We start from the raw sequence: 13,999 nt of genomic DNA, 5'->3' as shown, positions 1-13,999 counted from the left end.
GAGCATTACGAATTACGTTAGCGTTAGCGAAGCGGTAGCGAGTACTCGAGCGTCCGCAGGAGCGTCATTACGAATTACGAATTACGAATTACGAATTAGGTAGATGCATACCCCAGCTTTTTATGCGCTATAACTCATCACCTTACTAGAAGTAAGCCAGAGACTAGCTACAGCATATTTAGTAACTACCAATTCTTGTGTAGCATTGCATGAACTCTTGAGTTGTTGAGTTTTGGTTTCATCCTTTACAAGTTTAGCCTGGTAAGTGTAGAGAGAACCAGAAGGTTGTTCAAAACTTAGCTCACCCAGAATAGTACTATTGTCTAAACTTTGCTCCAAAATTTTGCCTGCAACTTTGTAGTTAAACCAATCCCATCCATTGCGAAGGATTAGTTCTCTTTCCAAAATCTGAAGTGCAGCAGGCAGAATTCCCCAACCTCTATAGACTTTTTTTAAGCATTCAAGATCGCCAGTACGAGTCAAAATCGATCTAAATGAAGCTTGATCGAGACGACCGTAGTATCTTCCTTCTGGCAAGTCTATGACTGTTGGTGCAAACCGATGTCCACCAAAGTGCGATGATTTCCAAATTCGCACTTTATCCAAGCACAAATCAGCATTACTCGCTGTAACATTGAAGTAAAAGGGAGCACCATATCTGGCACAGCACTTATCATGGCTACCGTGGGTACAAACTAAAATATCTTTAGTTACACTGGTTTCTATCTCAGAATTAGAACTGATACCCCATAACCATTTTTGGACAACTGCCGCTACTTGCTCAATATTTGCTAGCTTAAACTCTTGCTTGTGATATCCATTACTTAGACCCTCTTCTTTTTGATAAATCAAAAGCGTAGTGTGGTTTACTTTGTGGGATACATCATTAGCAATCAAGAGGAATCTAATTGGTAATTTAGCACGCTTCACTTCATCTACCAAAATCCTCAAATTCTGGGGCACCCATTTGGAATTCAAGGCTTCTGATGTCCAAGGTAAAGGACACTCAACTAAAATATAAGTTTGATAATTGGTGGCGCTACCAATAACATCTTCTCCTATTTGCCGTGAATCGTCAGAACAAAAAAAAGTATTCATCTCGCTGTACTCATTAGCGTATTTTATGGACAAAAGGTATTACAAAATACAATTGTGTTCTTAGCTACAATATCCTTGGCTAAAGGAGATAAAAAAGAACAATATTCATTTCCCAGTTAAAACTAGGTAGCCACTTTATAACATCATTATTGAGCAAGGTCTTTCCGGTTAATAAATTCTCCACAATAGAGATAAACAGTGTCAAGATAGATTTTTCCGTATGAGCGACGTTAATTTTGTATCTAGTTTTATTGTTATTTGGTATCTCATAAATTTTAACTTGCGGAAACTCGGCTTTTCTGAACTTGCTTTCTTTCCCCAAATCAAATATATCCAATCTTGTGCGATCGCTTGCTGAGTAACAGGCAATTAACTTGCTTACAATATCGATGTAGCTGATACTACAATCAAATATATTGCTTGCAGCAACATAATTATTTAAAGTTTTGCTGAAATTATCTACATAGCTAGTTACAGTTCCTGTTTTTACAGATAAAGATATAACTTTGTATTGTTTTGGTGGGCAACTTATTCCTAAAGGTAGATACGAAAACACTTGATAAACAAATAATCCTTTGGTAAGGCAATCCTGTTTTAAAACTTTTTCCCCACTATCTGCTTTGAATGTGTTAATCGATGTATCCATATTGCGAATAATTATCAATTAGCTCAGAAAAAATAAAAACAACTAAATTAGGGGTAAATGCTTTAATGCCCCGTACTTCATGTGCGATCAGTTAACGATCAAAACTAGTGACTAATTGTTAGCAGCGTCACTGATATCAACATTAACAAACCTGGTATTTACCCTTTTATCTAATCTAACTTCCTGAAGCTCATGTCAGGGTTTGATCATATGTATCTGCTTTGACTGTAACTGAACTCAATAATAAATGCAAGTATTTGAGAATCTTTATAATTACTTTACCGTTTGTTGCTTCTAGAAGGTTGGTTAAATCAAGGTTAACGGGCATTTTATAGTGCAGATAGCTCAGTTGAGCAAGCATTGATTCTTTTAATACAATAGATAAAGTTTTGCAATTGTGACAAATTGTTGCCAGTAAGGGGACACAGATGTGCCCTCATAGTAATCCCAAGATTTTTAACTATGGCGATCGCATATTTCTACTTTCATAGAGAATTGAATCATTTTTTACCACGGCATCATAAGCAAGTGAAAATCTCCCATTTTTTTGAGGAGAGAGCCTCAATTAAGGACATGATTGAGTCGTTGGGTGTGCCTCATCCAGAAGTTGATTTTATAAATGTTAATGGTGAATATGTAAATTTTTCTTACATAGTTTCGGATGGAGATACTATCAATGTTTATCCAATTTCAGCTAGGAGTGTTATTATATCAAGCGTTTCTGTTCTGCCAACACCGCTCAGTATTATCCGCTTTGTTTTAGATATTCACTTGGGGAAGCTTGCGACATCTTTACGACTTTTAGGTTTTGATACTTTATATCGCAATGACTACGAAGATGAAAAATTAGCAGAAATATCTTACAGCCAAGCGCGGATTCTGTTGACTCGTGATAAGGGTTTATTAATGCGTAGTTTGGTAACGCATGGGTATTACGTTAGAAATACTAACCCTCAACAACAAATCATAGAAGTACTGCAACGCTTCGACTTGTTTAAATTAATTTCACCATTTAAACGGTGTTTGCGTTGCAATGGATTATTAGAATCTGTAGATAAGCAATCCATCGTTGACAAGCTACCAGAAACAGTGCGATCGCAGATTGATCAATTCCAGCGTTGTCAAGACTGCGATCGCATTTATTGGAAAGGTTCCCATTATGAACGATTGCAACAATTTATTGACGAAGTGCTTGACTTCAGAACAGGTAAATAATATTTATAAGTCCAATTGCAAGCTTCTTGCACCGGGAACATTAGCAAAATCGCCAACATTTTCTGCGCATAAAAAACTATGACAATTTTAGCTCTTGATTTTGGCGGAACTAAACTAGCAGCAGCATTAGTAAATATCGGTTCTAGAAAGTGGTTGCGTTATGAACGTCGTCTCTCGCCAGCGAATGCAAACGCTAGTACTGACTTAGAAATTATGCGATCGCTAATTTACTCGCTGCTACAAGACGTAAAACCTGCTGCGATCGGTGTCAGTTTTGGCGGACCAGTTGACGCTTCCACGGGGATGGTGCGACTATCTCATCATGTGGCTGGATGGGAAAACATTCCCCTCAAAGGTTTGTTGGAAGATGAGTTTGGTGTTTCTGTTGGTGTAGACAACGATGCTAACGTTGCTGCTTTGGGAGAACATCGCTTTGGTGCAGGACAGGGATACGATAGCCTGTTTTACATCACTGTCAGCACTGGCGTGGGTGGTGGTTGGATACTAAACGGCCAGCCTTGGCGGGGTGTGGGTGGGATGGCTGGTGAAATTGGGCATATGGTTGTAGATCCTGCTGGGCCAGTGTGTTTGTGTGGAAAGCGGGGATGTGTGGAACGTTTAGCATCGGGGCCTTATATGGCACAAAATGCTAGGGAAGTTTTGGAAACCATAGACGCGCCAGGGGCTTCCCAGAGGGTATCGCAGAGGCGCAAAGGACTTGGAGATGGAGAGGTTTTGAGGAGTTTGGTTGGGAATGATTTAACGTTGCTAACGGGGCAGTTGGTAAGTGAAGCGGCGACGGCTGGAGATGATTTGGCTAAGGAAGTTTTGCACAAGGCTGCTTGGGCGCTGGGTGTGGGTATTGGCAATGTGGCGAACTTAATGAATCCGCACCGCTTTGTGTTGGGAGGCGGTGTGACGAAGGCGGGGGAGGATTTTTGGCAGGTGATGCAGCAGGTGGCGCGGGAGACGGCTTTGCCAGAGGTTGATTTTGCAATTGTGCCGGCAGAGTTGGGAGATGATGCGCCGTTGTGGGGGGCTGTGGCGATCGCTTCTATGTTACTCACCACTGTGTAAAATAAGTCCCAAGATAGTGTGTATCTCACCACAAAAGAGCTTAAGCTGGGCGTATAAGTTTGGGGAAATTAGTGATGAATAAGGAAACAGTTCCTAGTCAAGCTGAAAAGTCGAATCCAGAAGGCGAGCCATCACAATTAAGTCCAGAGGTACTTGACAAAATCAAACACCCTGCGAGAATAGACGATGTTATTCGTGAGCAGTCACCAGAAGAACGTAAAAGTAATCCAGCTTTAGTACCAGAAATGATTGATGATCCAACTGATCAATGATTGGGTTTGCGAAAGAGTAATTACAAAGCTCAGATTCCCAATTTCTCCAAGAAGTTGGGAATGTTTTTAGTAATCTAATATAGCAGTTCCCATTCAGATGCGGTACATTACATCACTAGGTGTAGGGGCACGGCAGTGCCGTGCCCCTAGGGCTGTACCTCAGGTAAATGAGAACCGCTATACCATCCCTAATTATGCAGTTGTTCCTGATATATTTCCGGCGTGTTGATATCTAATAGCACAGCCGGATTATCAAATTTAACTTGGTGAATTACTGGATAAAATTCTTTGATAATTTGGCGTAAACCTAAGCTTTCTTCACGGATATTTTGTAAGTGCGATCGCATCCCATTACTAAATAATAATGGATGCCCCATTTTACTTTGATATGTGGGTGCAGTAATCATTGCTGAATTGTCTTGGTGCGCTAACAGCAATCTTTGATAAATCTCTAATTTTCTGGGTTGATCAACTGCGGAAATCGCTAATATTTCAAAGTTTGGGGGAATATGTTGTAACCCTGTAAGGAGGGAAGTTGTTTTCCCAGTATTGGCATGAGGATTAATTACAGTCAAACTACCCTCAGGACAAACTGTTTGTTTTTCACTGTTGTGTGAACCTAACACTACCACAGGGGTAAAACCTACACTCAACCACTGTTCTAATTGATAAGTTAATAATGTTTTACCTTCACCCCAAGGAAGTGAAGTTTTACAAGTACCCATACGAGTAGATGCACCTGCTGCCAGAACAATAGCAAAGTGTGACATTACCCTATTTTTGAGATAAAAACTTAAAATACCATAAGCAGTTACCATAGTAAAGTCATCTGTATTAGGTGAGATTCTACAGAGTTGATTTTTATAACCAGGGTTGTATATACAGTATTTCTCAAGTAAGCATTATAGAATTTAACTACTGAAATTTTGGCTAAATAATATTATTTAAACAAAAAAACTCTATCTAAAGATATCAATTATTCTGACAAAAGATAGTCGTCAACAAGACATAAGGCGTGAGAAAAGACTTATAATCACGTGGGTTGCCCAATTATAAAGGAGGCAAGTTTTAATTAAATAACTATTGGGATGGCTAGAGAATTTTAAAAGTTGAATCAGAGAATAGATGCAATTATTGCTGAGATTGAGGAAGTGCTAATCAATAGCATACTCTAAACGAAATTTCTCAATTAAAAGACAATAAAAACTCATGTCGGCTGACAAATTATGAAGTCATAGCTTTTGACTGGCTGATACAATTGCAACTAGCCTGTCTCTGGCCTGACTCCAGAAAAAAGTACTGGTACTAGTAAAGATAATGACGCGATCTCCAAATTCAGGAAACAATCAGGAACCATCTAATCGTCGTCTATGGCTCCTGCTTTTAGGACGTACCAGTTTGGCTCTAGGTGGGGTTTTACTGGTTGGAATTGCAGTTGGTGCTTGGTGGGCTAGAAGTTATGTATATAAAGATTTAGCGCCATTAGTGCAGCAAAATCTTGAGCAATTGCTTGAACGTCCGGTAAAAGTTGGGAACGTTGAACGTTTCTCGCTTTCTAGTCTGAGATTTAGCTCTCTATCAATACCAGCAACTCCTACCGATCCAGATCAGGTGGTAGCAAAAGCTTTGGAGGTGCAGTTCTCGCCGTTGCAACTTATTCTCACCCGAAAACTAGTATTAAATGTCACATTAATTCAACCGAATGTCTACATTCAACAGGATAAGGATGGTCGTTGGGTGACAGCCCAAGTTAAGGCTGGCGAGGGAGAAGGTTTTATTCAAACTGAGTTGCAGACACTTCAAATTCAAGATGGCGATGTAGAGTTGATGCCATTTGCTGCGCCAACTAGACCGAAAGGCTCAGTCATATTAGATCAATTTGGTGGTGTTGCCCGATTTTCAGATCAAAATCAAAGGATTGGTTATGACCTCAATGGTCAACTCACTAGGGGAGGCGCTGTTAAAATTGTTGGCGAAACACAACTCAAAGCTCAACAAACTAGCCTTAAGCTTTCAGCACAAAATTTACAAGCATCTGATATTAGTAGATTAATTGAGTTGCCAATTGCCTTGCAAGCAGGGTATTTAAATGCTGACTTAGGGGTTCAGATTCCACCCAAACTCTCAGACATAGCCGTAACGGGAACGGCTACTGCTAATCAAGTAACTGCCAAAATTCCAAATATTCCGCAGCCGGTTTCTAATTTTAATGGGAGATTTATCTTTCAAGGTCAGACGGTTGCTTTAGAGAATTTGAATACGAATTTTGGTCAAGTTCCCATTCTGGCAAATGGAACAATTAATACCCAAACAGGTTTTAATGTTTTAGCTCAAATAAAACCAGTTAATGCAAAAAATATCTTAAACACGCTGAATGTAAATTCGCCAGTCGCAGCTAATGGCGAAATTCAAGCAAATATTCAGGTACTAGGCCCTCTTCAGAAACCAGTCCTTAGCGGTACAATCAGCAACACAAAACCTATTCAAGTTGACCGCCTTCAATTTAAAACCGTCAACACTGATTTCCGCTTGAATGTATCTGAAACTACATCTCAACTTACCGTATCCAATCTGAATTTAGTCCCCGCAGCAGGTGGTCAAATTACAGGCGGCGGTCAAGTTAATGTGGGAGCCAAAGACAACGTTATATTTAATGCTCAAGTTGATGGTGTAGCAGGGGATATACTAGCACGTGACTACGGCGTTACTCTACCGATCGCAGTTGGAAATGTTTCGGCAAAAGCACAAATTACTGGTTCACTTGGCAAACAGCCCTTGAACCTTGATATTTCCAGCCTTCAAGTAACGCCGCCAGGCGGGGGGCAAATCACAGCCAATGGTCAAATTCAACTGGCTCCCCAAGGTCAGGTAGGTGTAAATATTCAAGCTCAAGGTTTACCAGGAAATGCGATTGCTCAAGGTTACGGTATCTCAACTCCAATTAATATAGGTGGTATATCTGCGAACGCTAAAGTTTCTGGTTCACTGGGTACACCGTTAAACGTGAATGTTGCTCGTGTTCAAGCAAATCCAGAGGTGGGAGGGCAAGTCACAGCTAGCGGTCAACTTCAGCTTACACCCCAAGGGAGGGTGGCGTTGAATGTCCAAGCACAAAATTTACCAGGGGATGCGATCGCACGAGCATATAATTCCTCACCTGACATCACCATTGGGAATGTGTCGGCAAATGCCAATATTTCTGGCACTCTGAACAATCTGCAAGCAGTAGCGCGGGTGCAAGCGCCTACCGCCACCTATCCTACTACCGGACGAGTTGTTGTTGCTCAACAAGGAGAGAATATCCTTTTGCCAGATGCGGTTTTGAACGTGGCAGGCGGGACAATCAGGGCCAAAGGTCAACTTGCACAACAACGCTGGCAAGGGGTTGTCAACACTTCTCAAATTCAACTCAACCGCTTCTCACCACAACTGCGAGGACGGCTGAATAGTAATATCCAGTTAGCAGGCACAACAGAATCTTTCCAGGTTGCAGATATTCGCGCCGCCGGACAAATCCGTCTTTCCCAAGGGGTAGCGCTGCTGGCAAAACCGCTCACCGCTCAATTTCAGTGGAATGGACAACAGATTATAGTTGAAAACGCAAGTACCGCAGGATTGAGTGCTAATGGTGCGATCGCAATTCAGACTCCACCAACTGGCACACCGGAAATTGCGGGATTTAATTTAAATGTACTGGCGCAGAATTTCAACTTACAAAATACTGGTTTTCAAGTTCCTGGTGATGTAGCGATAGCGGGGCTACTAGATTTTAAGGGACAAGTTACAGGAACTCCAGATGTTCCGCAAGCTAATGGTAATATCCGGCTGCGGAATTTCCAGGTTAGTAACTTGGCGTTTGACCCACTGTTAACCGGAAACGTAAACTTCCAAGGGGGACAGGGGGCAAGTCTGCGATTAGCTGGGAAGCAAGATAGGATTGCGTTGAACCTGGGTGCAGATTATCGTCCAACTTCATTTTTAGTTCAACGCGATGACGCAGTTACCACCGGTAGAACAGAGGGAGATAACTTACTCATCAACGCCCAACAGTTTCCCATCGCTTTGATTGGAGGATTTTTACCTAACAATCAATTGCAACCACTGGCGGGGCAACTATCAGGAAATTTAGTTGTTAATCTGAATAATTATGCCATTGCGGGAGACGTTGCGATCGCCCAGCCTCGGATTGCCAGAGTAGCAGCAGATGAGTTTCGCGGCAGCATCAATTATGCCGATGGTACTGCTAGCTTGGCTAATGGTCAATTGCGTATTGGAGATAGCAACATTGCCCTGAGTGGAAATGTGCAACCAGGGAATGACCCGCAATTTCAATTTCAGGCTAATTTTGGTGAAACCAGAATCGAGAGACTTTTACAAGCGTTTAATATCTTCGACCTTCAAGACCTTGGTAGCGGGTTGCAGTCTCCGACGTTAGCTGGAGCAGAAGTACTTAACACCGAGTCTGTTAGTTTACCCGATGCAGATTTGCTCACACAGTTAGCATATTTCTCAAAAATTGCAACATTGGTAGCAAAACAACAGCAAGAAGAGAGAAAAGAAACTCCATCTTTGCCCACCCTTGCAGAATTAACGGGTGCTTTGAGCGGAGCAATTACAGCCAATGGCTCGTTAAAATCTGGGTTGAACGTCGGCTTTAATTTTCAAGGTGCGAACTGGCAATGGGGTGAATATTCTATCAATCAAGTAGTTGCTCAAGGCACTTTTGCCGATGGTATCGTCACACTTTCGCCCTTGAGTGTTGGAATCAATCAAGGACTAGTGGCGTTTTCAGGACAGTTAGGAACTGAGCAACTATCTGGAAACCTGAATGTAGCAAGTTTACCTCTATCACTTTTAGAGCCTTTCATCGAACAATACCCCATAGATATCACTGGTAATGTAAATGCTGATGCCACATTAGGAGGTAGTTTACAAGACCCTAGTGTTAAAGGCGAAGTGACATTAGCGAATGCGACTCTTAACCAGCAACCTGTACAAACAGGACAAGTGAACTTTGATTACAACGATGCTCGTTTGAATTTTGACAGTACCTTACTAGTGACAGGAACGCAGCCAGTTGCCATTACAGGTAGCGTACCTGCTCCGTTGCCTTTTGCCGAAGTGCAACCGGATAGCAATCAAATCAGCATCAACGCCAGCGTGAACAATGAAGGATTGGCACTGTTAAATCTGTTTACCAACAATCAAGTCGCTTGGGTAGACGGTCAAGGACAAGTAGATTTAAATGTTCAAGGTACTTTAGACGAACCAATTATTAACGGCAATGCCACACTTAATAATGCAACTTTTCGCGCTGAAGCCTTATCTGAACCCCTGACGAATGTCACAGGGACAGCGCAGTTTAATGGCAATACTGTGAATGTTGAAAGCATCCAAGGTACTTACAATGAAGGGCAAGTAGCTGTATCAGGCATCCTGCCGATTTTTGATTCTCAGCCAGCCGCAGCAAATCCTCTCACAGTATCAATAGCAGACAAACTCAATTTTGAAATTGCAGGACTATATGAAGGCGGTGTCGGCGGCGATATCATAATTCGCGGAACAGCGTTAAAACCTGTAATTGGTGGAGAGATTCAACTGAGTGATGGTCAGGTGATTATTGGAAGCTCGGCTACTGCTGATAAAAAAGCAGCAGCGACAGCACAGGCTAATGCTAACGTCATAAATAGAGAAGAGGTTAACGCTAACGTCAAACCGACACCAGAGAATAGCGCTGACCCAGTAGCTACACCAGACAAAAACACTAGCGCAGTAACTCCACCCAATTTACCTGTAGAGTTTGCAGATTTAAAGTTGATTTTAGACGATGATGTTCGTGTTACCAGTCAGTCCCTACTTGATTTTGTACCAGGAGGAGCCGCCTTTAGTCAGCCCATATTGAGATTTGACGCAACAGGCGATTTGACCATTAATGGTACATTAGCCAAGCCGCTTCCTGAAGGAGTTATTCGTTTGACAGGAGGACGACTGAGCTTATTTTCTACTGAGTTCACCTTAGCGCGGGGCTACGAACATACTGCGCAGTTTATTCCTAGTCAAGGACTTGACCCAAATCTGGATGTCCGACTAATCGCAATTGTCCCTGAAGCATCGGCAAGGAACAGTCGAATTTTGGAATCACCATTATCTGCTGAAATCAGCGATGTTTCTGTAAACAGCTTTGGGACTTTACGTAGCGTTCGCGTTCAAGCCAGAGTGAACGGGCCAGCTAGTGAATTGGGCGACAATCTAGAACTGACGAGTGAACCCAACCGTAGTCGGGGAGAAATAGTTGCTCTGCTGGGTGGCTCAATTCTGAATTCTTTCGGTCAAACAGATGCCACCCAAGGGCTGACTAATTTCGCTAGTTCTAGCATTTTAGGTGGTTTACAAGGAACTATCACTGCGATCGGGCAAGCTGTTGGTTTCAGTGAGTTTCGGATATTTCCGACTCCATCTACCAATGAAGCATCGAGAGCTTCAATTCTTAATTTATCAGCAGAAGGTGTGTTTGATGTCAATAGAAACGTGTCTGTTTCTTTATCACGCGCTCTTTCTAGCAATGACTCTTTCCTTTACAACGTCCTCTATCGAGTCAATGACGAAATTCTCATGCGAGGCTCAAGTAATTTGGGGGATGAAAATCGATTTTTAGTTGAGTATGAAACCCGATTTTAGATATACAGTACACCAGTAGGGGCACGGCATGTTCCCTACACCTTGCTGAATAGGTGTTCTAGCTTGCAAACTCAGTGATAGTCATGAGATAAACACTATTTTGTTATGTAAATTTCTGGTAACTGCCACCAAGGAACATGGGGATATTCGTGATGTTCTTCGTGGTAGCCGAAATGATAGCACGTGATAAATGACCACCAAATTGGACGGCTAATTGTTTGCGAACAATGAGGCTGAACATAACCCCCTATTGGTTCACTATGAGGTAAAAAAGTCCCAAAATAAAATAATTGTAATGAACTTAAAAGCGAGGGGAACACCCAAAAGTAATTTAGATTATCACTTGGTATATGGAGTATGTACTTAGCAAAGTTATAAATAATAGTCAACGCAATTATTTGTCCCCAACTCCAGTAACCCTTCATAAAATGAAAATACCAAGCAAAGAAATTTTTGTGTTTCCCATTATGAAAATCTGGGTCTATTTGACTTGCTGGATTGTGGTGATGTACCCAATGTTTTTTCAATAATTTTTTATAGGGCAAAAGACCATAAATAGATAGGGTTAATGTCCCAATAAGATGATTAATTTTAGTATTCTGGGGAAATACTACTCCATGCATGGCATCATGAGATGTAATAAATAATCCCGTATATAAAAATGTTTGCCATAGTAGAACAGGCAATAACACCCACAATTTTAACTTGGAGATATCAAGGGAAAGTAATAAACTCAGGCTAATGGCCCATACGCTAACAATGACAATAGCAATGAAAAGTCCTTTAAACTGAGATTTACTTTTCACTACTGGGGTCAGTTTTGTTTGATGACTGGGTGGTTGTTCTAACTCGATCACACTTTTACTCCGCCTAGCATTCAAAAGAAAATTCCAAAAATATAGTGATTACAAAAACAACTAACTACTAGCCGGGAAACTGTGTTAGTGGTCAATCTTTTACACTGGACAATGCCAATGCTCAAAAATATGTAGAAATATTAAGATACTTTAACTAGTATTACACACGCAGCTGCTATTGTAAAAACTGTTTTCGGTTGAAAGGTTGGGTGATACAAGTGAGGACACTGGTTAAATTGGTATTTAGTATAACCAGTGCCTTTTGTTTGATACTTGGGATACAATCTAAGGCTGCAAGAAAGATACTCAATAATTAGCGGGGAGTTTAGGAAATGAGGTGAAGTACGTCCCGCACTACGCTGTAACCATTGAGATCCCAAAGTAAGTAAGCAAGAAAACCGATCATAGCCAAGCGACCGTTCCAAAGTTCAGACTGAGGAGTTAGCCCAAGTTCAGCAGCATTGCGGTCTTTGCCATTGTATGCGGTTTCAGTTTTATCACTAGGATAAAGTGCCATTGTTAAGTTTCCTTAAGAAGTTAATTACATTGTTCATATTACTTAAAATACCCATTTAGCGCTATCTGTCTCTAGTTCCAAAGTAGAAGCAACTCTAAAGAATGAGATTTTAAGGTGGTTTAGGAAATACTTATCTAACAAAAGTTTAATAATAGCTGGCGTATAGAGTAGAGATATTTTTACTAAAGCTCTGCGAATGAATACCTGTAATATCACTAAAAAACTATTTTGGATATGATAAAAAATCTAACGAAAGTTAGAAGGTTTCTGGAGTATTATTGCCCAAAATAAAAAATAGCAAATAATAATTTTCAAACTTATATATAGTATGAGTATGGCTCCTACAGTACTGATTACAGGCGCTTCTGAAGGTATTGGTAAAGCGACAGCTATTTTATTTTCTCGGCAAGGATATGACCTTGTAATTGCAGCTCGTCATGCTGACCGCTTAGAAGCCTTAGCGCAGGAGTTGCAAAGCATTGGTCGTGCAGCACCATTAACGGTTACTTGCGATGTCACTGACCCATCTCAGGTAAACACATTAGTGCAAAAGGCATTAGAAAATTATGGTTATATTGATGTGCTGATAAACAATGCGGGCATCTTTGCATCGGGGCCAGTAGAGCAGTTTTCTCTGAGTGATTGGCATCAAATTATAGACACTAATTTATGGGGATATATCCACACAATTAATGCCCTTCTACCTCATTTCCTCCAGCGGGGAAGTGGAACTATAGTTAATTTAAGTTCCATCGGCGGTAAGGTGCCAACAGCTTATTTGGTTCCCTACTGTACTAGTAAGTTTGGCGTGACAGGTTTGACGGAAGCTCTACAAGCAGAACTACAACCAAAAGGGATTCATGTTTGTGGGATTTATCCGAATTTAATTAAGAGTACTTTAATGGAACGGGCAGTTTTTCGGGGCAAAGATGAGCAAGATGCTCAAGCTCGTCGTGGACAGCTTGAGAGTGTGCTGAAAAATCCGGTGGTAGAGAAGCCTGAAGATGTGGCAAATGCTATCTGGGATGCAGTAAAGAATAAGAAGTCAGAAGTGATGGTTGGTTCGGCGAATTTCTCGCAAGCTTTGTATCGCTTGTTTCCTGGTTTGATAAAGTGGGTTTCGCGGCAAGGGTTGAAAAATCAGGATAATTAATTTTTGCTCCCAGCACATTCTGCTATTGTGATTCACATTCTCGTTTCGTTACATAGTGGCGATAGCGAAACATAGCTTCTAGTTGCGCTTGCACTAACCAACCACTGACAAATTCAACTGTTCCTCCGCCAGGCATAGAGAAGGAGATTGCATCAGTTAGCCTAGTTTTGCCAGCTTCCGGTTCAAATTCATGGCGATGTACCCAAGACTCAAAGGGGCCAGATATCTGTTCGTCGGTAAACAGGCGATATTTTTCACATTCAGTATGACGCGCTAACCAAGTTAGGGGTAATGGGCCGAGAAACAGGCGAAATTCTGTGATAGCGCCCACATTTAGCCCTCCCTCACGACGAACCACTTGGACTGGCTGCCAAGGTGGATTCAGGAGTTGCAAAATATCTGGCCTTTCGTGAAATTTCCAAACTACTTCTGGCGGCGCATTTATTACTGAGGAATGTTTAAAGTGCAGCATGGAAAGAAAAACCT

At 41.4% G+C, this 13,999-nt stretch carries 11 protein-coding genes; 5 read left to right on the top strand and 6 right to left on the bottom strand.

Translation table 11 applies throughout. The features are described from left to right. Nucleotides 1-120: 120 nt before the first annotated feature. Both H6G92_RS01480 and H6G92_RS01475 read right to left on the bottom strand, forming a co-directional pair. Complete coding sequence (locus H6G92_RS01480) at nucleotides 121-1,098, bottom strand: sucrase ferredoxin (RefSeq protein ID WP_190889994.1); 978 nt, start codon at nucleotides 1,096-1,098, stop codon at nucleotides 121-123. Nucleotides 1,099-1,177: 79 nt separating this feature from the next. Further along, the gene (locus H6G92_RS01475; protein WP_190889993.1) at nucleotides 1,178-1,744 is read right to left on the bottom strand and encodes a hypothetical protein; all 567 of its coding nucleotides are present in this window, start codon (nucleotides 1,742-1,744) and stop codon (nucleotides 1,178-1,180) included. A gap of 462 nt (nucleotides 1,745-2,206) precedes the next feature. Here H6G92_RS01475 and H6G92_RS01470 point away from each other — a divergent pair, with 462 nt between their 5' ends. The 3 genes from H6G92_RS01470 to H6G92_RS01460 all read left to right on the top strand — a co-directional run bounded on the left by H6G92_RS01470 (nucleotide 2,207) and on the right by H6G92_RS01460 (nucleotide 4,308). Beyond that, a complete protein-coding gene (locus tag H6G92_RS01470; protein WP_190889991.1) occupies nucleotides 2,207-2,959 on the top strand; it encodes a Mut7-C RNAse domain-containing protein in 753 nt (250 codons plus the stop codon). 78 nt (nucleotides 2,960-3,037) lie between these two features. After that, nucleotides 3,038-4,036, top strand: coding sequence for an ROK family protein (locus H6G92_RS01465; RefSeq protein WP_190889989.1), 999 nt, complete (start codon nucleotides 3,038-3,040; stop codon nucleotides 4,034-4,036). A gap of 74 nt (nucleotides 4,037-4,110) precedes the next feature. After that, entirely contained in the window at nucleotides 4,111-4,308 is a 198-nt protein-coding gene (locus tag H6G92_RS01460; protein ID WP_190889987.1) for a hypothetical protein, read from the top strand. 188 nt (nucleotides 4,309-4,496) lie between these two features. Here H6G92_RS01460 and H6G92_RS01455 read toward each other — a convergent pair whose 3' ends face one another. Beyond that, nucleotides 4,497-5,078, bottom strand: coding sequence for a nucleotidyltransferase family protein (locus tag H6G92_RS01455; RefSeq protein ID WP_190889985.1), 582 nt, complete (start codon nucleotides 5,076-5,078; stop codon nucleotides 4,497-4,499). A 547-nt stretch (nucleotides 5,079-5,625) separates the two neighbouring features. On the opposite strand from H6G92_RS01455, the gene H6G92_RS01450 reads away from it, so the two are divergent. Next, on the top strand, nucleotides 5,626-10,986 hold the full coding sequence (locus H6G92_RS01450) for a translocation/assembly module TamB domain-containing protein (protein ID WP_190889982.1): 5,361 nt from the start codon (nucleotides 5,626-5,628) through the stop codon (nucleotides 10,984-10,986). A 95-nt stretch (nucleotides 10,987-11,081) separates the two neighbouring features. On the opposite strand, the gene crtW is transcribed toward H6G92_RS01450, so the two are convergent. Together crtW and H6G92_RS01440 are read right to left on the bottom strand one after the other, a co-directional pair. Beyond that, a complete protein-coding gene (crtW, locus tag H6G92_RS01445; RefSeq protein ID WP_190889980.1) occupies nucleotides 11,082-11,843 on the bottom strand; it encodes a beta-carotene ketolase CrtW in 762 nt (253 codons plus the stop codon). A 325-nt stretch (nucleotides 11,844-12,168) separates the two neighbouring features. After that, nucleotides 12,169-12,360 (bottom strand): chlorophyll a/b-binding protein, encoded by a 192-nt coding sequence (locus H6G92_RS01440; protein ID WP_190889978.1) that lies wholly within the window; start codon nucleotides 12,358-12,360, stop codon nucleotides 12,169-12,171. Between the two features lie 334 nt (nucleotides 12,361-12,694). Here H6G92_RS01440 and H6G92_RS01435 point away from each other — a divergent pair, with 334 nt between their 5' ends. Continuing rightward, nucleotides 12,695-13,513 (top strand): SDR family NAD(P)-dependent oxidoreductase, encoded by an 819-nt coding sequence (locus H6G92_RS01435; protein ID WP_190889976.1) that lies wholly within the window; start codon nucleotides 12,695-12,697, stop codon nucleotides 13,511-13,513. Between the two features lie 22 nt (nucleotides 13,514-13,535). Here the strand turns inward: H6G92_RS01435 and H6G92_RS01430 are convergent, their stop codons facing one another. Further along, entirely contained in the window at nucleotides 13,536-13,985 is a 450-nt protein-coding gene (locus tag H6G92_RS01430) for an SRPBCC family protein (RefSeq protein ID WP_190889972.1), read from the bottom strand. Nucleotides 13,986-13,999: the final 14 nt, after the last annotated feature.

This window comes from Nostoc foliaceum FACHB-393, from assembly GCF_014698505.1.
Taxonomy (GTDB): Bacteria; Cyanobacteriota; Cyanobacteriia; order Cyanobacteriales; family Nostocaceae; genus Nostoc; species Nostoc foliaceum_A.
This window is presented reverse-complemented; position numbering and strand designations above follow the sequence as displayed.